Source organism: Amycolatopsis sp. NPDC026612 (assembly GCF_040638285.1).
GTDB lineage: Bacteria > Actinomycetota > Actinomycetes > Mycobacteriales > Pseudonocardiaceae > Amycolatopsis.
In genome coordinates this window covers 90,684-109,438 of record NZ_JBEZYB010000016.1, presented here as the reverse complement: position 1 = coordinate 109,438, position 18,755 = coordinate 90,684, and the positions used below count along the sequence as shown (strand labels likewise).

The 18,755-nt window shown below is 73.6% G+C and carries 15 protein-coding genes; 4 read left to right on the top strand and 11 right to left on the bottom strand.

The window, feature by feature from the left end; all coding sequences use genetic code 11:
- Nucleotides 1–8: 8 nt before the first annotated feature.
- Entirely contained in the window at nucleotides 9–1,613 is a 1,605-nt protein-coding gene (locus AB0F15_RS17615; protein ID WP_360271067.1) for a DUF2207 domain-containing protein, read from the bottom strand.
- Between the two features lie 2 nt (nucleotides 1,614–1,615).
- Nucleotides 1,616–3,334 (bottom strand): DUF2207 domain-containing protein, encoded by a 1,719-nt coding sequence (locus AB0F15_RS17610; RefSeq protein WP_360271133.1) that lies wholly within the window; start codon nucleotides 3,332–3,334, stop codon nucleotides 1,616–1,618.
- A 524-nt stretch (nucleotides 3,335–3,858) separates the two neighbouring features.
- Here AB0F15_RS17610 and AB0F15_RS17605 point away from each other — a divergent pair.
- Entirely contained in the window at nucleotides 3,859–4,836 is a 978-nt protein-coding gene (locus AB0F15_RS17605) for a neutral zinc metallopeptidase (protein WP_360271065.1), read from the top strand.
- Between the two features lie 13 nt (nucleotides 4,837–4,849).
- On the opposite strand, the gene AB0F15_RS17600 is transcribed toward AB0F15_RS17605, so the two are convergent.
- Nucleotides 4,850–5,821 (bottom strand): RDD family protein, encoded by a 972-nt coding sequence (locus AB0F15_RS17600; RefSeq protein ID WP_360271063.1) that lies wholly within the window; start codon nucleotides 5,819–5,821, stop codon nucleotides 4,850–4,852.
- Between the two features lie 33 nt (nucleotides 5,822–5,854).
- On the opposite strand from AB0F15_RS17600, the gene AB0F15_RS17595 reads away from it, so the two are divergent.
- Nucleotides 5,855–6,862, top strand: coding sequence for a stage II sporulation protein M (locus tag AB0F15_RS17595; protein ID WP_360271061.1), 1,008 nt, complete (start codon nucleotides 5,855–5,857; stop codon nucleotides 6,860–6,862).
- A 1-nt stretch (nucleotide 6,863) separates the two neighbouring features.
- Here the strand turns inward: AB0F15_RS17595 and AB0F15_RS17590 are convergent, their stop codons facing one another.
- From AB0F15_RS17590 to AB0F15_RS17570, 5 genes are read right to left on the bottom strand one after another with little or no spacing between them, the layout of a single operon-like run.
- The gene (locus AB0F15_RS17590; protein ID WP_360271059.1) at nucleotides 6,864–8,156 is read right to left on the bottom strand and encodes a DUF58 domain-containing protein; all 1,293 of its coding nucleotides are present in this window, start codon (nucleotides 8,154–8,156) and stop codon (nucleotides 6,864–6,866) included.
- Between the two features lies 1 nt (nucleotide 8,157).
- Complete coding sequence (locus AB0F15_RS17585) at nucleotides 8,158–9,129, bottom strand: MoxR family ATPase (RefSeq protein ID WP_360271057.1); 972 nt, start codon at nucleotides 9,127–9,129, stop codon at nucleotides 8,158–8,160.
- Nucleotides 9,126–10,265 (bottom strand): DUF4350 domain-containing protein, encoded by a 1,140-nt coding sequence (locus AB0F15_RS17580; RefSeq protein WP_360271055.1) that lies wholly within the window; start codon nucleotides 10,263–10,265, stop codon nucleotides 9,126–9,128. Before AB0F15_RS17580 ends, AB0F15_RS17585 begins: the two co-directional genes overlap by 4 nt.
- Nucleotides 10,262–10,903 carry a DUF4129 domain-containing protein gene (locus AB0F15_RS17575; protein WP_360271053.1) on the bottom strand — a complete coding sequence of 214 codons (642 nt, stop codon included), beginning with the start codon at nucleotides 10,901–10,903 and terminating at the stop codon, nucleotides 10,262–10,264. Before AB0F15_RS17575 ends, AB0F15_RS17580 begins: the two co-directional genes overlap by 4 nt.
- The gene (locus AB0F15_RS17570; RefSeq protein WP_360271051.1) at nucleotides 10,897–12,090 is read right to left on the bottom strand and encodes a proline-rich domain-containing protein; all 1,194 of its coding nucleotides are present in this window, start codon (nucleotides 12,088–12,090) and stop codon (nucleotides 10,897–10,899) included. Before AB0F15_RS17570 ends, AB0F15_RS17575 begins: the two co-directional genes overlap by 7 nt.
- A 251-nt stretch (nucleotides 12,091–12,341) precedes the next feature.
- On the opposite strand from AB0F15_RS17570, the gene AB0F15_RS17565 reads away from it, so the two are divergent.
- Nucleotides 12,342–13,367, top strand: coding sequence for a neutral zinc metallopeptidase (locus AB0F15_RS17565; protein WP_360271131.1), 1,026 nt, complete (start codon nucleotides 12,342–12,344; stop codon nucleotides 13,365–13,367).
- Here AB0F15_RS17565 and AB0F15_RS17560 read toward each other — a convergent pair.
- Both AB0F15_RS17560 and AB0F15_RS17555 read right to left on the bottom strand, forming a co-directional pair.
- Nucleotides 13,360–13,785, bottom strand: a complete 426-nt coding sequence (locus tag AB0F15_RS17560) for a hypothetical protein (RefSeq protein ID WP_360271129.1) — start codon at nucleotides 13,783–13,785, stop codon at nucleotides 13,360–13,362. The genes AB0F15_RS17565 and AB0F15_RS17560 overlap by 8 nt on opposite strands.
- An 81-nt stretch (nucleotides 13,786–13,866) precedes the next feature.
- Complete coding sequence (locus AB0F15_RS17555) at nucleotides 13,867–14,946, bottom strand: potassium channel family protein (RefSeq protein ID WP_360271049.1); 1,080 nt, start codon at nucleotides 14,944–14,946, stop codon at nucleotides 13,867–13,869.
- A gap of 79 nt (nucleotides 14,947–15,025) precedes the next feature.
- Between AB0F15_RS17555 and AB0F15_RS17550 the strand changes: the two genes are divergently transcribed.
- Nucleotides 15,026–15,394: a hypothetical protein gene (locus tag AB0F15_RS17550; protein ID WP_360271047.1), complete on the top strand. Its 369-nt coding sequence runs from the start codon at nucleotides 15,026–15,028 to the stop codon at nucleotides 15,392–15,394.
- A gap of 104 nt (nucleotides 15,395–15,498) precedes the next feature.
- Here AB0F15_RS17550 and AB0F15_RS17545 read toward each other — a convergent pair whose 3' ends face one another.
- Nucleotides 15,499–18,732, bottom strand: a complete 3,234-nt coding sequence (locus AB0F15_RS17545; RefSeq protein ID WP_360271046.1) for an ATP-dependent DNA helicase — start codon at nucleotides 18,730–18,732, stop codon at nucleotides 15,499–15,501.
- Between the last annotated feature and the right edge of the window lie 23 nt (nucleotides 18,733–18,755).

The following is an 18,755-nucleotide window of genomic DNA, read 5'->3' as shown; positions in this document are numbered from 1 at the left end:
GCCCCACCCTACGACGGGTCGGCGGTCGCCTGTGTCCCGACTGGCGGGTGGGAACCGGTGTCCTGACCCACGCCGTCGAGCAGGCGGCCGCGGCGGGCGGCGGCGAACGTCCCGGAAAGGGCCGTCGCGAAGGATCCGGCCTGGTCAGGGGTGACATCACCGGCGTGCCAGTAGACCGGCGGCGGGTGCTCGAGGCGGTCGAACGCGGCCACCCACCGGGCCTGTTCGCCGAGAGCGAGCGCGTACGGCAAGCCGCGGGAGAAGACCAGTTCGCGCTGCGGCTCGGGAAGGTCCCCGGCCTTGATCGACGCGAGCGTCTCGCCGACGCCGCGGAGGCGCCGCGCCACGGCCGCGCCCGCCCGCCGCCGCGCGGGCAGGGCGGCCGAGGCGACGACGGCAGCGGCCCCGGTGAGCACGACCACGACGCCGAGCTGGGCGTAGCCGGCGGTCAGGGCCAGCAGGACGGTGAGGAACACACCGTAGAAAACTGTCCGGACGCCCGCCCGGCCGAGCCGCCGGGGACGCCGCGCGAGCCAGCCGCGGCGGACGACGTCGGCGTACAGCGCCGCCGGGGCGACGGTGACGTGCCGCCGCCGCAGTTCGGCGAGGGTCACCGCCTCCTCCGGCACGACGGCCGCGTAGACCGCCCGTTCAAAGGCGGTGAGGTGTTCGTCGGGCGGGTTGCGGCGGGCCAGCTGCCCGCCGCCGTCCTCGGCGCTCACCCAGAGGTAGTTGCGGACGGCGAGGTCGAGCACGGTCGCGGCCAGGTCGGCGGCTCCGGGACGGCCGTGGAGGAGGACACCGGCGTGGCCGGGCAACACGCCTTCGGGCGACGAGAACTCCCCCGTAGCTTTCACGTGAAAGTGCCCACCTGGGGGCGTCGCTTTCACGTGAAAGTGACGGCGGCGGGCGAGGAGGACGAGGGCGGCCATCACCAGCAGCAGCGCGCCGAAGCCCGCCCACGCCCAGCCGACCGGGGCGGTGAGCACGAACGCGCCGGCGATCGTCTTGGCCGGGACGAGCACTTCGTTGGCCGGCACGGTGCCCGCCGGCAGCTCGACGGTCGCCGTCATCCGCTGGCCGGCGGCGAGGTTCTGCTGGCTGAACCGGGTCAGCCCGGCGTGGTCGATCTGCGCGGCGCCGCACGGGGAGTCGGAGCCCGGGGGTCCGGCGAGGCAGTCGACGGCGGCCGGGATCCGCGGCGCCGCGAAGGAGGCCCGGAGGAACTTCAGCTCGGCGCTCCAGCCGCCGGCCAGCTCCCAGGTGACCCGGTTGCCGGCGACCGCACCGTCCACTGTGTACCGGATGATCGAGGTGCCGGGGGTGAGGTGGACGGTGAACGCGTCCCCGGCCACGCTCGCCGTCCCGCTGCCTGCCAGGACGACGTCGCGGACGCCGTAGACCCGGTCGCGGTGGTGGGGTGCCGGGACCCGCAGCGCGACCCGGCGGTCCATCACGGCGCCGTCGGGGACCGAAATCGCTTCGGCGACCGACAACGAGCCGTCGCGCTGGACCTTCAGCTGGATCTCGGCGCTCTGCGGCACGGTCGGCAGGGGTGGCTGATCCGCGGGTGCCGCCGCCAGGACGAGCGTCAGGAGCGCTCCCGCGAGCACGGTCAGCGGGCCGAGGCGGCGCGGCCGGCCGCGATGAGCACGCCGTCGAGCGCGGTCAGGAAGGACGGGAAGCGGGCCCCGAAGCGGCGCAGGTCCTGGTCGGCCTCCATGCCGCCGTACCAGTACAGCCCGGCCGAGCCGTCCGCCGAGGGGTTGAGCCTGGCGAAGGCGCCGAGCCAGCGTTCGGTGTCGCCGAGGACCACCGCGTACGGCAGCGAGCGGGAAAACACCAGCTCGCGGTCGGCGGGCGGGATGTCCTCGGCCTTCGCGGTGTGCAGGTAGTCGAGCAGGCCGCGGACCTGCCCGGCCAGCGCCCGGCCGCGGGCGGTGCGGGACGGCAGCAGCGCGGCCACCGCTACGACGGCGAGCCCGGCGAGCGCGACGGCGACGCCGAGCAGCGCGTACCCGGCGGTGAAGGTGAGCACCGCGGTGGCGACCAGGCCGAGCGTGAAGATCCCGGCGCCGAGCCAGGTCAGCCGGCCGCGGGCGGTGTCGGGGCGGCGGGAGAACCAGCGCTTGCTGACGACGTCGGCGTACATCGCGTCACTGATCCGCCGCAGGTCGAGGCCGCCGCGGGCCCGCAGCTGCGACACGAGCACGCTGTCGGTGCCCGGCGGCAGGAGGGTTTCGTAGACGGCGCGTTCGAAGTCGTGGAGGTGCTCGTCGGGGGGATTGCGGCGGGCGAGCTGCCAGTCGGGCCCCGGTGCTTCGGCGAGCCAAAGGTAGTTGCGGACGGCGAGGTCGACGACGGTGGCGCTGATGTCGACGACGTCGACGGTTTCGTCGACGACCGTGCCGACCTGACCGGGCAGCACGCCGTCGGGGCTGGCGAAGAAGACGCGGTCGCCGTCGCGCAGGAGGACCTCGACCGGGCCGGTGGCGGTGCGCAGCGCGCCCGCGTCCTGCTTGCGGCGCCGCCACACGAAGAGCGCGGCCGCGACGAGGAAGGCGAGCAGGACGGCGAAGACGATGCCGGTCAGCGGCGTCAGCGCGAAGGCGTTGGCGAGCAGGCCGATGGCGGCGAACTTCGCGTTCGCCGGGGTCGTGCTCGCGGGCAGGCCGACGAGGAGGTCGACGCGGTCGCCGGGCCGGACGTCGTTCTGTTCGAGCCGCACGACCCCGGTGTGGTCGAGCTCGGCGAAGGTGCAGCGCTGGTCCGAACCGACCGGGCCGGCGAAACAGTCCACAGGGGACAGTTGGGGCGACGGGGCGAGCAGCGACGCGGTGAGCTTGGCCAGCGGGGTGTCGAACCCGCTCGCGACCTGCCAGCGGGCCTGCTGGCGGCCGTTCTGGTCGGCGACGGCGCCGTCGACGGTGTAGGTGACGGCCGACGTGCCGCCGGGAAAGGTGAGGACGAGCTGGTCGCCGGTCAGTTCGCTGGTGGCGCCTTCGGTTTTGACGTCGTGGACGGCGAAGACGCGGTCCTGGTCGTCGCTCGCGGCGACTTTGAGGGGAACGCGCGAGACGAGCCGCTGCCCGCCGGGAACGGTGACGTGTTCGGTGACCGACAGCGTGCCGTCCCGCAGGACCTTGAGGGCGACGTCGGCGGTGGCCCCTTCGGCAGGCTGGACGTCCTGCCCGGTGAGCGGCTGCGGTTTCTTGCCCTGGTCGGCGGGCAGGTCCGGCAGGACGGGGCCCGCGGAGGGCCCCTGCGCGGCGGCCGGGCCGGCACTCCCGACGGCGACCAGCACGGCGACCGCGGCCGTGGTCGCCCATTTCATCGACACAGCACCACACCCTAGAGCACTCGATCTATGCTGACGCCCGGAACGGCGCGATCACCGCAGGTAAGCCGCTTCCGACGGGGAAATCGCACGGGGGGTTCCACTCGATGACGCACGGCCCGCAGGGTCCTGGTCCGCAGGGCCCGCCACCGCCGGGAGAGCGGCCGCTGCCACCCCCGGGAGCGCGGCCGCTGCCGCCGCCGGCCGCGCGGCCCTTGCCACCGGGGCGGCCCCAGCCGCAGCACGGGCCCGTCGGTGCGCCCGGGCCGGGTGGGGCCCCGCAGCACCAGCCGCCGGGGCCCGCCGGTGGGCCCTGGCCGGGCGGCGCTTTCCCCGGCCGGGCGCCCGGGCCGTACGGTCCACCGACCGGCCCGTTCGGCCGGCCCGCGCCGCCGGCCGCCCGGGCTCCGCTGCCGCCGCCGGCCGCGGCCGCTCCGCCCGTCTTCACCCCCGGCTACGCCAGGCCGCCTGCCCTCGGCCCCCGCTTCGCTCCCTACGCCGCCAGGAAGTCGAACGCCGGCGTGATCGTCGCCGTGGCCCTCTTCGCGATCGTTGCCGTCGCGGGTGGGCTCGTCGCCGTCGTTGCGCTCGCCGGGAACGACCACCGGCACGTCGCCGACGCCGGCTATTCGAGCACCTACCCGACCACCACCGAAGAGACCACCGAACAGACGACCGGCGAAACCACCACGACCACGTCGTCGACCGAACCGGCCACGCGCACCACCGAGCGGGAGACACCCACCTCGCGCACCCCCGCCGGTCCCCGCTCGGTCGCGGCGACCGGGGAAAACCCCCTCTTCGCCGGCCCGGACTACGGCCTGCAGAACATCCCGTGCTCGCTGAGCCGCTGGGCGACCGACCAGACCAGCGTCACGCGCTTCTTCCAGTCCGGCGTCGCCTGCCTCGACGCGATGTGGTCGCGCACGCTCGGCGCGGCGGACCTGCCGTTCCGGCCGCCGAACCTCGCGGTGCCGCGGTCGCTGTCCGAATCCTCGACCCCGTGCGGCAGCGGGGGCACGACCACCGGCGTCACGCCCTTCTACTGCGCGGCGAACAGCACGATCTACCTGCCGATGGACCGGATCGAGCTCGATCAGTGGGGCAACCACCCCGGCCCGTACCTGGCGATCCTCGCCCACGAGTACGGCCACCACGTGCAGAACCTGGCCGGCATCACCGGGGCGTTCGAAAGCCTGCGGTACGACGCGGGCGCCGACTCGGCGGCCGGTCTCGAGCTGGCGCGGCGGATGGAACTCGAGGCGCAGTGCTTCTCGGGGATGTTCCTCGGCTCGGCGTCGGTCTCCGGCGGCTCGGTCGACCGGAACATCTACAACGAAGCCTGGAACTCCCAGGACCGCGGCGACGACTACGCCCGCAACGGCAAGCGCGACCACGGCAGCGCCAAGCACAGCATTTCCTGGTGGCAGCACGGCGCCACCAACAACCGCAACCAGCAGTGCAACACGTGGCTCTCGCCCTCGGGCGACGTCTCCTGACCCGGAGCGCCGGTCAGCTCGGCGGGGTGAACGGGTTTTCCACGGGCACCGGGGTACCGGACGGCGGCGTCGGCGGATCCGGCTGCGCGGAACGGGACTGCGCCGGATAAGGCTGCGCTGGATAAGGCGCCGGATGAGACTGGGCCGGATAAGGCACTGGATAAGACTGCGCCGGATAGGGAGCCGGGTGGCCCGTCTGCCCCTGCGCCCGGGCCGCGTACGCCTGGAACGTCCGGGCGTGGTCGCGGTTGCGCCGCTCCGCCAGCACCGCCGACAGGAACGCCCACGGCGGCACCCCGGGCGGCACCGGCGTGCCCAGTGCGTTCCCGACCTGCTGCGCGAGCCCCCAGCCGAGCGCGTGCGACGCCTCCGGCCGCAGCTCGCGGAACCGCGCGAGGAACTGGCGGCTCGCCAGTGCGAGGTCGTCCGGGAGGCGGGTCAGGTCGAGCTGCGCCGCCCAGCCTTCGAGGCCCGGCGGCATCGCGATCGCCGCGTAGCCCGCGGTCTCCGGCACCCGCTCGCGCACCACCAGCGTCCCGGCCAGGAAGTCGCCGACGCGGCGGCCGTTCGACGAGCACAGCGACACGATCACCGCGACCGCGCCGAACAGCCCGAGCGCCCAGAAGTCCACGACGAACCCGGCGAGGCCGCGCACCAGTGCGTGCCGGAACCGGATCGGGCCGCCGTCGACGCGCACCACGCGCAGCCCCACCGCCATCTTGCCCAGGGAGCGGCCGCGCGTGAGCGTCTCGGACAGCACCGGGTAGCCGACCATGATCAGCACCACGAACACCAGCATCAGTGTCAGGAAGAGCGAGTCGTCGTCGAACGACACGGTGAACGTGAGCACCGTGACCGCTCCCACCAGCAGTGTGAGCTGCAGGAGCACGTCCAGCGCCATCGCCAGCGCGCGGCTGGCGAGCTTGGCCACGCGCAGGTCCAGGACGACCGCTTCGCCGGTGACCAGCTCCGATTCCTCGTGCACCAGGCCCAGGGTAACGACGGATAGGGTGGTCGGGTGGATGTGGACGTGTTCGTCGCGGCGCACGCGGCGGAGTGGAACCGGCTCGGCGAGCTGGCCCGGCGCGGCGGCAAGCTGACCGGGCCCGAAGCCGACGAGCTGGTGACGCTCTACCAGCGGGCGGCGACACACCTGTCGATGGTCCGGTCGGTCGCACCGGACCCGGCCTTGCTGGGGCGGCTGTCGGAGCTGGTCGCCCGGGGCCGGTCGGCGGTCTCCGGGTCGCACAACCCGGCCTGGCGCGAGGTCGCCCTGTTCTTCACGCGCCGGTTCCCCGCCGCGGTCTACCTGTCCCGGCGATGGTGGATCCCGGCCGCGCTGGTGTCGATCGCGGTGATGGCGGTGATCGCCGTCTGGGTCGCGCGCGACCCGCTCGTGCGCGCGTCGATCGCGACCCCGGACGAGCTGACCGCGCTGACCAAGCCCGGTGGCGAGGCGGAAAGCTACTACTCGACGGGACCGGCGGCGTCGTTCGCGGCACGCGTGTGGACGAACAACGCCTGGGTGACGGCGAGCTGCCTGTTCCTCGGCATCGCGCTGGGCCTGCCGGTGCTCGGCGCGCTCTGGCTGAACTCGCTCAACGCCGGGGTGATCATCGGTGCGATGAGCGCGGCCGGCCGCGGCGACGTGATGATCGGCCTGCTGCTGCCGCACGGCCTCCTGGAGCTGACGGCGGTGTTCGTCGCGGCGGGCACCGGCCTCAAGCTCGGCTGGACGGTGATCGATCCGGGCCACCGCTCCCGCACCGCGGCGCTGGCCGAGCAGGGCCGGTCGGTGGTGGTGATCGCGCTGGGGCTGACGTGCGTGCTGCTCGTGACCGGGATCATCGAGGCGTTCGTGACGCCGTCGGGCTGGCCGACGTGGCTGCGCGTCGGCATCGGCGTGACGGTCGAGGTGGCGTTCCTGGTCTACGTTTTCACCCTCGGCCGGCGCGCGGCGAAGGACGGCGAGGTCGGCGACCTCGACGCGCGCGACACCGGCGACGCACTGCCCGAGTCCGCGTGACTCAGAGCCGTCCGGCGGCTTTCAACGCCAGGTACCGGTCCGCCAGTGCCGGGGGCAGTTCCTCCGGGACGGCGTCCACCACGCTCACCCCGTGCCGCGCCAGCCGCTCGGTCACGCGCAGGCGCTCGGCCGTCGTGCGCGCGGCCGCGGCCGCGTCGTAGACCGCTTCCGCGTCGCCGCGGCCCGCCAGCATCTCCGCCACCCGCGGGTCCGCCACCGACGCCACCACCAGCTCGTGCCGCCCGGTCAGCGAGCTCAGCACCGGGAACAACCCCTCCTCCAGCGGCGCCGCGTCCAGGCCGGTCAGCAGCACGACCAAGGCGCGACGGCGGGTCCGCTTGAGCACCTCCGCGACCATGCCCCGCGCGTCCGTCTCGACCAGCGACGGCTCGAGCGGGGCCATCGCGTTCACCAGGGACGTCAGCAACGCGGCCCCGGCCGAACCCTGCACCGCCGCCCGCAGCCGCCGGTCGTACGCCAGCAGGTCGACGCGGTCACCGGCCCGGGTGGCCAGTGCGGCCAGCAGCAACGCCGCGTCCATCGCCGCGTCGAGCCGGGGCGCGTCGCCGACCCGGCCCGCCGAGACGCGGCCGGTGTCCAGCACCAGCACCACCTGCCGGTCGCGCTCGGGCCGCCAGGTCCGGACCATGACGTCCGCCGCCCGCGCGGTCGCCCGCCAGTCGATGGACCGCACGTCGTCGCCGATGACGTACTCGCGCAGCGAGTCGAATTCCGTGCCCTGGCCCCGGATCAGCACGGCGTTGCGGCCGTCCAGCTGCTGCAGCCGCGCCAGCCGGGACGGCAGGTGCTTGCGGCTGTGGAACGGCGGCAGCACCCGGACCGTCCACGGCACCGCGTGCGATCCCTGCCGCGCGGCCAGGCCCAGCGGGCCCACCGACCGGACCGTCACCCGCGCCGCCGTCCGGTCGCCGCGGCGCGTCGGCCGCAACGCCGTCACCAGCGCCCGCCGCTCCCCCGGCGGAACGCGCACGGAATGCCGGTCGGCCGCCCCGGCGCTCGGCGGCCACGCGTCGCGCAGCTGCCCGCGCACCGCACGGCCACCGGGGTTCGCGACCACCAGCGTCACCTCGCACGGCTCGCCGAGCCGGACCGAAGTGTCGCCCGAGCGCGCGAACGTCAGCGCCCGCACGCTGCCCGCCAGCAGCAGGTCGGCGACGACGAGCACCAGCAGCACCGCGCCGACCGCCAGGATCCCGGTCGTCGACGGCAGGAGCAGCCCGACCACCAGTGCGCCGAACAGCGCCAGCAGCCCGAGCCTTCCGGTGACGGCCATGTCAGCGCGGTACGGGCACGGACGCGAGCACGCGGTCCAGCACGCCGTCCGCGGTGACGCCCTCGAGCTCGGCTTCGGGCCGCACGTCCAGCCGGTGCCGCAGCGCGGGCCGCGCGAGGGCCTTGACGTCGTCGGGGGTCGCGTAGTCGCGCCCGGCGAGCCACGCCCAGGCGCGGGTGACCGCCAGCAACGCCGTGGCACCACGCGGCGAGACGCCGATCCGCACGGACGGCAGCTGCCGCGTCGCCCGGCACAGGTCGACGACGTACCCGATCACCTCGGGCCCGATCGTCACGCGGGCCACGGCTTCGCGGGCGGCCGCCAGCTCCGTCGCCCCCGCGACCGCTTTGAGCCCCGCCGCCGCGAGGTTGCGCGGGTCGAAGCCCTGCGCGTGCCGCCACAGGATCCCGATCTCGTCCTCGCGCGAAGGCGCCGGCATGGTCAGCTTCAGCAGGAAGCGGTCCAGCTGCGCCTCCGGCAGCGGGTAGGTGCCCTCGTACTCCACCGGGTTCTGGGTGGCGATCACGATGAACGGGTCGGGCAGCGACCGCGACTTGCCGTCGAGCGAGACCTGCCGCTCCTCCATCGCCTCCAGCAGCGACGACTGCGTCTTCGGCGGCGTCCGGTTGATCTCGTCGGCGAGCAGCAGGTTCGTGAAGACCGGCCCCTCGCGGAAGGAGAACTCGCCGCTGTGCGCGTCGTAGACGATCGAGCCGGTGACGTCGCCGGGCATCAGGTCCGGCGTGAACTGCACGCGCGTGGTCTCCAGGTCCAGCGACGCGGCCAACGCCCGCACCAGCAGCGTCTTCGCCACGCCCGGGACGCCTTCGAGCAGCACGTGCCCCCGGCAGAGCAGCGCCAGGATCAGCCCGGTGACCGCGGCTTCGTTGCCGACGACGGCCTTGCCGACCTCGGCGCGCAACGCGATCAGCGCGTCGCGGGCCCCGGTCGCGTTTTCGGTACCGCTGGTCAAGTTCGCCCTGCCTCTCGTTCCACCGTGTCCAGTTCGCCGGCCAGCCGGACCAGCGCGGGGTCGTCCGGCACCGGCGGGCCGTAGAGGACCGCGCCGACGTCGTTCGCCTGCCGTCCGGTCCGCGCGCTCACCGAGGCCACCAGCGCCGCCGGTTCGGCGTCGCGCGGCAGGCCCAGCGCGGTCCGCAGCCGGCCACGGGCCGCTTCCCGCAGCGTCTCACCCGCGTGCCCGGCGGCTTTCGCGCGCCGGTACAACCGGGCACGGCCCTCGGCCGTTTCGGCGGCGCGCACGACGATCGGCAGCGGCTCGGTGACCACCGGGCCGAGCCGCCGCGCCCGCCACAACGCCAGGAGCGCCACGGCGACGAAGGCCTGCGCGGCCCCGTAGTACCAGCCGTCCGGGATCAGGTCGAAGATCGACTTGCGGGAGTCGTCCAGCGCCGGGTCCGCCGCGCTCGGCAGGTACCAGACGAGCTTCGGGTGCGCGCCGAGCAGGTGCAGCGCCAGCGCGGCGTTGCCCTGGTCGGCGAGCCGCGCGTTGGTCAGCGGCGCCGGCGAGCCGAGCAGCGTGGTCGTGCCGCCCGCGTCGGCGAGCTGCAGCAGCGTGCCGCCGCCGTCCTCGCCGGGGTAGCACGAGCGCGCGCCGGGCGCCGCGTAGCCGATCCCGCCGAGGGTGACCTCGTCCGCCGCGACCGCCGCGGCGACCGTGCACTGCGGCTTCAGGGTTCCGACGTCGCTCTGACCGGCCGGGTGCACCAGCGGCAGCGAATCGCGCAGCGTCGGCGCCCCCGGCGTCACCAGGACGACGTCGGCGGCCCGCGCCCGCAGCGCATCGAAGCGTTTCGCCGGAACGAGGTCCGGCTGGGTGACCAGCAGCGTCGCGTCCTCGCCGATCTCGTCGTCCGCTTCGGCGAGGGTGTGGGCAACGCGGACGTCCACCCCCTGGTCCCGCAGGAGCTGCCCGAGCGCGTGGGCGCCGGTTTGTTCGTAGGAGCCGGGTTCGAGCGCGCCGTACGTCTGCTCGCCGCGGGCGAGGACGAGCAGGGCACCGGCGACGAAGATCAGGGCGACCAGGGCGAGCGGGATGCGCACACCGCGCCAGATCCGGCGCAGGTCGGGCGAAACCGACGTGCTCACGAGGCCACCATGGCGACCGGCCGTTCACGGCGGCAGCGTTCGTCCAGCTCGGTCAGCGCCTGGTAGGCCGCTTCGGTGCCTTCGCGGCCGCCGTAGTGGACGTCGTCGAAGAGCCGCGCCCCCTGCCGCAGCCGGTCCGCGACGTTCGGCAGCAGCAGTCCCGCCTCGGCGGCGGCTTCGTCCGCCGTCCGGCCGGAGCGGGTGTCGAGCAGCGCGCGTTCCTCCAGGGCTCGCACGACGGCGCGGAAACGATCCCGGACGGCGTCGTCGAACCGGCCGGCAGCGGCGGCTTCCCCGGCCGACCGGCGGTAGTCGTCGGCGCTCTTCCGCTGACCGCGGAAGACGGCTCCGCCTGCCCGGGAGGTGCGAGCGATCTTGCCGGTGCGCAGCCGGATCACCACGACGAGCACGATCAGCAGCACGACGACGAGCAGCACCCCGAAGATCCCGCCCGGGGTGTCCGAGGACAGGCTGTTCAGCAGTTCTTCGAGCCGGTCACCGAGCCACTGCCCGACCTCCTGCAGGAAGTTCGGCCGCGCGTCGCGGTACTTCGGGTCCGACAGCTCCTCGGCGGCCGCGCGCCGGGCCGAGTCCCGGTCGATGTCGACCGGAACGTCGATGGGCCGGAAGGTCACCATGCCTGCGGCGGCTGCACCCCGGCGGCGCGGGCCAGCTCGATATCCATGCCTTCGCGGCGCATCCGCTGGTCGAGGTAGACGATCACGGTGACCACCGCGACGAACGGGATCGCGATGGTGCCGCCGACGATCTCCCCGGCCGACTGCAGCAGCAGGTCGCCGGTGTCCGGCACGGTCACCTTGCCGGGGGTGAACAGGTTGCCGAACACGCCGCTGCCGAAGGTGAACGGCAGCTGGATGATGCTCTCGAAGATCGACTCGATGATCTCGGCCAGCAGCAGCACGCCGAACACGCGCCAGAAGGCGCCGCGGACCAGCTTGACCGACCGGGCGAACGCCTCCCGGAACGTCCCGCGCTCGAGCACGAGAGCCGGGGCGGCCAGCGCCCAGAACACCCAGACGACCACACCGGGGATGATGCAGAGCAACACGCCGATGGTGCTGACGAGCGCGTAGACGGCCGCCACGCCGAGCAGCGGCAGCAGCCGCGGCTGCAGCTCTCCCCAGGCGATGCCGAAGGTGATCTCCCGGCCCAGCGCGGCGCGGCCCATCACCGCGGCCATCAGGCCGGTGGTGGCGGTCAGCAGGAACGTCGAAACCAGCATCGAGGAAACCAGCACGAGAACGCTGTCACCGAGCGTGCCGAAGAGGCTGTCGCGCAGTTCCTTCTGGGTCGCCGCGGGGCCGAGCTCGACCGTCGAGGCGAGCCCCTTGATGTTCCCGAGCTGGTACTTCTGCAGGACGAACCCGATCGCCGCGGAGATCACCGCCACCACGGCGCCGACGCCGAGGATGAGCAGCGGGTGGCGCCGGATCGCGGTGATCGCGCCATCGAGGATGTCGCCGATGTTGAGGGGCCGCAGCGCGATCACGCCGGGCTTGCCGAGCCCGTGCGGGCTCCACCGCTGCTGCGGCGGCGCGTACCGCGGGCCACCGTAGGGCGGCGGCTGGCTCGGCGCCTGCCAGCCGGACGGCGGGGCGGCCTGCGGGCCCGGTGCCTGCCAGCCGGACGGCGGAGTGGCCTGCGTGTCCGGCGACTCCCAGCCCGGCGGCGGCGTCGGTGACGCGGCGTGATGTTCGGGTTGTCCCGGTTCACCCGATCCGGGGGCGGGAGCCTGGGGGATTCCCTGGCTCGGTGTGGGCGTGTCGGCACCCTCTCCGCCGGACGCGCCACCGCTGTTCGTCATCGAAGCCCCTCGCCTGCAGTGCCTGCTTGACGACACTCTCTCAGAGCCGGTTGCACCCGGCCAGACCTGGGGTGACGTCGGTGCGCCGTGACGGCATGCGCACGGATGGGTGCGGGCCGACCCATTCCCCCGATATGCTGAATGGCGGGACCGGGTACCCCCGGTCCGTACCGAGACCCTTCGGGACTGCCTAGATGACGCAACCGCCCCCCGGCCAGGTACCGCCCCGCGGGACCGTTCAGCCGCCGCCGGTGCCGGATGCGCAACCGGATCTCCCGTGGCTCGGCCGGCCGCACACCGTGTCCGCCCCCCGGCGCCGTTCGGCGTCGGCGGTGATCGGCGTGTGCCTCGGCGCCGTGGCCGTGCTGGTGCTCGGCCTGGTCGCGATCGTGGCCCTCAACCGCACCGACACCCCGTTCGCGAGCCCGAACCTCCGCGACGCCCCCTCGTCCCAGGACGACTCCCCGCAGCAGCTGCCGCCCGGGGGCGCGGGTGCCCCGGCGTCCGCGCCGGCGAGCCCGTCGGCCGACCCGCCGACGGTCAGCGCGACCGGCCCGCAGAAGATCCTCAAGCTGGCCGACCACCCGATCCTGCAGGACCCCAACGCCGGCCTGCAGAACCGCGTCTGCACGCTGCCGGCCTGGCAGAGCACGCAAGAAGGCGCGGAGGCGTTCTTCACCGCCGCCAGCAAGTGCCTCGACGCGGCGTGGGGCCCGTTCCTCACCGCCTACCACCTGCCGTTCACGCCGCCGGCGCTGCACTTCCCGACCGGCGCGAGCTTCGAGACCGAGTGCGGCACCATCCAGGTCGGCATCGCGACGGCCGCGTACTACTGCGAAAACAACCTCTACGTCCCGTTCCGCGGCCTGCAGACCGACCAGTACGGCAACAACCCCGGCGTCTACCTCGCCCTGTTCGCCCACGAGTACGGCCACCACGTGCAGGAGGTCGCCGGGCTGATGGACGCGGCCTGGCAGAAGATCTACGAGGCCGGCCAGAACAGCCCGGCGGGGCTCGAGATGTCCCGGCGCAAGGAACTGCAGGCCCAGTGCTTCTCGGGCATGTTCCTCGGCGCGCACGTCGACCAGGGCGGCACGATCACCCGCGACATGTACAACAAGGCCTGGAACGACCAGGAGACCCGCGGCGACAACACCTCCCGCAGCCACGACCACGGCACCAACGCGCACTACGCGTCCTGGTGGCGGGCGGGCGCGACGAGCAACCGGATCGCCGACTGCAACACCTTCGCGGCGCCGTCGTCCGAGGTCAGCTGACCTTCGCGGCTTTCGGCCGCAGCGGGATGCTGAGCCAGAGGTAGGCGAACATCCCGCCGGAGAAGCACGCGAACACCAGCAGCGCGAGCCCGAGCGGACGCCGGGCGTCCGCCGCACCCATCGACGTGTCCGCGACGGTGACGGCGACCGCGCCCTGATCCGGCAGCGCCTCCGGCACGGCGACCTCGACGCGTTCGCCCTTGCCGTGCCCGCAGCCGTCGAGCGTGCCTTCGTGGACCTTCCCGGCGGTGGTGAACCGCACGGTTTCCTTCGCGTCCGCCTGGCCGCACGGCGCCGGCTTGGTGACCTCCGCCTGCACCGGCGCACCGAGGACGTCGTGGCCGATGCCCAGCAACCCGGGCCCGGCCAGCCAGGCGAGCAGCACGATCAGCGCGCCCGCCGCGGCGGGGAGCGCCACCGTGGGCCACTTCAGGGCGAGGGATCGCGGGGGCACCCGGCCATGCTTCCAGATGTCGCGGGCAAAACCCAGGCGCCCTGGTTACCGTTGGATCTTCTCCACCTGCGTGACCTTCTTGACGTAGAGCAGCTTGTCGCCGGGCTCGATGGCGTCGGCCTGCGGGGCGTCGACGCGGTAGAGGACGCCGTCGCGGACCAGGCCGAGGACGAGGTCGGACAGGTGCCGCGGCGAACCGCCCTCTTCGGACGGCTCGACCGGCCGCTCGGCGATCGCCAGGCCGGATTCCGGCGTGAGCAGGTCCTCCATGATGTCCACGACCAGCGGCGTCGACGTCGCCATGCCGAGCAGCCGCCCGGCCGTCTCGCTGGAGACGACGACCTGGTCCGCCCCGGACTGCTTGAGCAGGTGGACGTTCTCCGCCTCCCGCACCGACGCGACGATGTGGGCCTTGGGCGCCAGCTCGCGGGCGGTGAGCGTGACCAGCACCGCCGTGTCGTCGCGGTTCGGGGCGACCACGACCGCGCGCGCGTGCTGCACCGCGGCGACGCGCAGGACGTCGGACCGGGTGGCCGAGCCGTGCACGGCGACGAGGCCGAGCGCGCTCGCCGCGTCGAGGGCCTGCTGGTCGGTGTCGACGACGACGATCTGGCCCGGGGCGACGTTTTCGTCGCCGAGCAGCGCGTTGACGGCGGACCGGCCCTTGGTGCCGAACCCGACGACGACCGTGTGGTCGCGCACCTTCGTCCTCCACTTCTGGATCTTGAACGCCTGGCGGGAGCGCTCGGTGAGCACTTCCAGGGTGGTCCCGACCAGGACGATGAGGAAGAGCACCCGCAGCGGGGTGATCACCAGCACGTTCACCAGCCGGGCGGACGAGGTGGCCGGTGCGATGTCGCCGTAGCCGGTCGTCGACAGCGAGACCGTCGCGTAGTACAGGCTGTCCAGCAGGGACAGACCGTCACCGTTCGCGTCGCGGTAGCCGTCGCGGTCGACGTAGACGATGACCACCGTGGCCAGCAGCGCGAGCAGGGCACCGATGATCCGCTTGACGATCGAGCGGAGCGGGCTGACCGTCAGCTCGGGCATCCGCAGGATGCCGACGAGTTCGTGATCCGGCCGGTCGGTGAGACTGCCCAGCGGCAACCGCTTCAGGGCTTTCATGCTGGCTGGTGTCGAGCGTCACTCACGCCCGGAGGATAGCCGAACCGGACACCGCGCCGCCGCGTGGAACGATGAGTTCATGGCAACCTCGCAACGGCCCGCGCACTTCCTGGCCGGCGTGCTGGGCACGATGGGCGTCCTGCACTTCGCCGCCCCCAAGCCGTTCGACGGCCTGATCCCGCGCTCGCTCCCGGGTTCCCGGCGGGCCTGGACGTACGGCTCCGGCGTCGCGGAACTGGCGGTCGCGGCCGCGGTGGCCGCACCCCGCACCCGCCGTCTCGGCGGCCTGGCCGCGGCCCTGCTGTTCCTGGGCGTCTTCCCGGGCAACGTCAAGATGGCGCTGGACGCCCGGACCGCCCCGGCCCCCCGCCGGGCCGTCGCCTGGGCCCGCCTCCCGTTGCAGTGGCCCCTGATCGCCTGGTCCCTCAAGGTCCGCGACAACGCGTAACCCGCGTGATCAGACCCGGATCTCACGTGATTGAAGCCGGAACTCGCGAGTTACGGGCTCAATCACGTGAGTTACGGGTCTGGTCACGTGAGTTACGGGTCTGGTCACGCCTCGGGGATGTCGCGGAGGAGACGGCGGAGGCCTTCCGGGGGCAGGAGGTCCGCCGGGCGGATCGTGCGGTTCGCGCGGACGTAGTGGAACGCCGCGCGGACCTGCTCCACCGGGACGTTCTTCAGCGCCGCCCACGCCATCCGGTACGCCGCGAGCTGGACCGACAGGGCCGGGAGCCGGGACTCCGGCGGGACCGCGCCGGTCTTCCAGTCGACCACCGTCCAGCCGCCGTCGGGGTCGGCGAAGACCGCGTCCATGCGGCCGCGCAGGGTGAGGCCTTCGACGTCGGCCGAGAACGTCACCTCCACCGCCACCGGGACCCGTGACGCCCATTCGCTCTTCTCGAACTCCGTCTGCAGTTCCTCGAAGTCCGCATCGGGGGCCTCGCCGAAGTCCGCGGCGCCGGGGAGGTCGTCGATTTCGATGAGCTGGTCGCCCGCGAACCGGCGTTCCAGCCAGCCGTGGAACTCCGTGCCGCGGCGGGCGAAGCTGTTGGGTTCCACCGGAAGCGGCCGGCGCAGGTCGCGGGCGAGCCGCGCGGCATCGTCGGCGAGGGTGACGAGCTGGCTCACCGAAAGCCGCGACGGCAGCGGGACGCGCTTGACGTGGTCGTCCTTGCGCGCCCACTCCTCCAGCAGGACGTCGGTGTCGGTCAGCCACCCGTCCGGATCGTCCTCTTCTTCGGCGGGCTCCGGAGAAGCCAGCGCCTCGGACACGAGCTCGACGCCGGTCTGCACGCCGGTGCGGCGATCGGCCAGCGGGTCGACCGGCCAGCGCCCCGCACGCGAATCCGACACCAGGGGGTTCACGTCGTCCTCGGCAGGTTCCGGCGCCCAGTCGGCGAGCTGCCCGACGCCGGTCTCGCGCAGGACACCGGCGATCTCGGCGAGGAACTCCGACGGCCCCTTGGCCCGGCTGCTGCTTTCGTTCCACCAGTGCCCGGAGACGATCAGCGCGTGCTCGGACCGCGTCAGCGCGACGTAGCAGAGCCGCCGTTCCTCCGCCTGCTCCCGCTCGACGAACCCGACTTCGTGCAGCTCCAGTCCTTCTTGGACTTCCTTGCGGTCGTAGCCTTCGGCGATCCGCAGCTCCGGCAGGTCCTCGGCGTCCCCGCGCAGCTTCGCCGGCAGCGACGTCGCGGTCCGCAGCCACGACGACGACCGCCGCCGGCCGGGGAACACCTCGTGCACCAGGTGCGGGACGGCGACGACCTCCCATTCGAGACCCTTCGCCGAGTGCACGGTCAGCACCTGCACCCGGTCCGGCACGACCTCGACCTCACCCGGGGTGAGCCCGTCCTCGGCGTGCGCGGCGGTGTTCAGGTAGTCCACAAAGGACAGCAGGGTCGCCGTCGGCGCCGTCTCGGCGTAGTCGGTGACGACTTCGGCGAACGCGTCCAGGTGCGCGCGCCCCGCGGATCCCGGGCGCGCCAAGGATTCGACGTCCAGCAGCATCGTGCGTTCGACGTCGGCGACCAGCTCCGGCAGCGACTGGTCGAGCCGCCGCCGCAACGCGGCCAGCTCCCAGCCGATCCGCCGGATGCGCTTGTAGCCCTCTTCGGAGTACCGCGCCGGGTCACCCGGCTCGTCGATCGCGTCGATCAGCCCGGCCTGCTCGACGCGCTCGACGACCAGCTCCGGGGCGTCCGGCTTCTCCGGGCTGGAGAGCTCGCCGGCCCGTCGCCACAGCGCGGCGACGTCGGCGGCCGCGAGCCGCCACCGGGCCCCGGTCAGCAGCCGGGCCGCGGCGCTCCCGGACAGCGGGTCCGCGAGCACCTTCAGCGTCGAAACGAGGTCCGCGACCTCGGGCTCGTCCAGCAGCCCGCCGAGCCCGACGACCTCGACGGGCAGCCCGCGCGCCCGCAGTTCGGCGGCGATCGAGGCCATGTCGGCGCGGCGCCGCACCAGCACCGCGGCGGTCGGCGGCTTGCCGGTCTGTTCCTGGTGGGCGTACCAGCGCCGGGCGAGGGCGTCGGCGACCCACTCGCGCTCGGCGCGGACGTCCGGCAGGAGCGCGCACGCGATGTCCGCCGGCCCGGCGCCCTCGCGTGCCCGCAGCCGTTCGACGCCGAGGCCGCGGGCCCGCAGGGGTTCGGCGATCGCGTTCGCGAGGTCCAGGATTTCCGGCGGGTTGCGGAAACTGGTCAGCAGCCCGAATTCGTGCGCGGGGACGAGCCGTTCGCCGTCGAAACGCGGGAAGTCCGTGGTGAACCGGGGCAGGTTGGCCGCGCTGGCACCGCGCCAGCCGTAGATCGCCTGCGCGGGGTCGCCGACCGCGGTGACCGGCATCGGCGGGTTTTCGACGCCGCCGAACAGCGCCCGCAGCAGCACGCGCTGGGCGTGTCCGGTGTCCTGGTACTCGTCGAGCAGCACGGCACCGAAGCGCTCCCGTTCGCCGCGCACGACCGACGGGTACCCGCCGGCCAGCTGGGCCGCGAGGGACATCTGGTCGGCGAAGTCCAGGGCGCCTTCGTTGCGCTTGCGCCGGTGGTAGTCGTCGACAAGGGGCAGCAGAGCGAGCCGGAAGTGTTGCGCCGCCATGATTTCGGTGAGCTTCTGCGGCAGCGCGGCCCGCTGCCCCTTGGCGCGCGGCGCGTTTTCGATGACGCGGCACAGCCAGGTCGTGTACTCGGCGAGCTGCTCGGTGGAGACGAGGTGCTCCCCCAGCTCCCCGGCCAGCTGCAGGACGTCCGCGGTCACGGTCGGGGGCACGCGGTCGGTGTCGAGTTCGTTGTCCCAAGTGGACACGACGCGGTGCGCGATCTGCCACGACGACGTTTCGGACAGCAGCCGGACGCCGGGCTGGACCGGCAGCCGCAGGCCGTGTTCGGACAGCAGGCGCCCGGCGTAGGCGTGGTAGGTGAGGACGGTGGGCTCGCCGGCGACCACAGTGGACCGCAGCCCCCCGGTCGGGTCGAGCCGGTCGAGGAGGCCGGACCCGGCGAGCCGCCGCAGCCGCGCGCGGACGCGTTCGCCGAGCTGGCGCGCGGCCTTGCGGGTGAAGGTGAGGCCGAGGACGCGGTCGGGGGTGACGATCCCGTTGGCGACGAGCCAGACGACACGGGCGGCCATGGTTTCGGTCTTCCCGGCCCCGGCCCCGGCGACGACGAGGGAGGGTTCGACGGGCGCGGCGATGACGGTCGCCTGTTCGGGCGTGGGCCGGTGCAGCCCGAGCGCATCGGCGAGTTCGGCGGGCTCGACAGGATTGGCGACAAGAAGCGGGCTCACGCGCGCACCTCCGGCCCGCCACT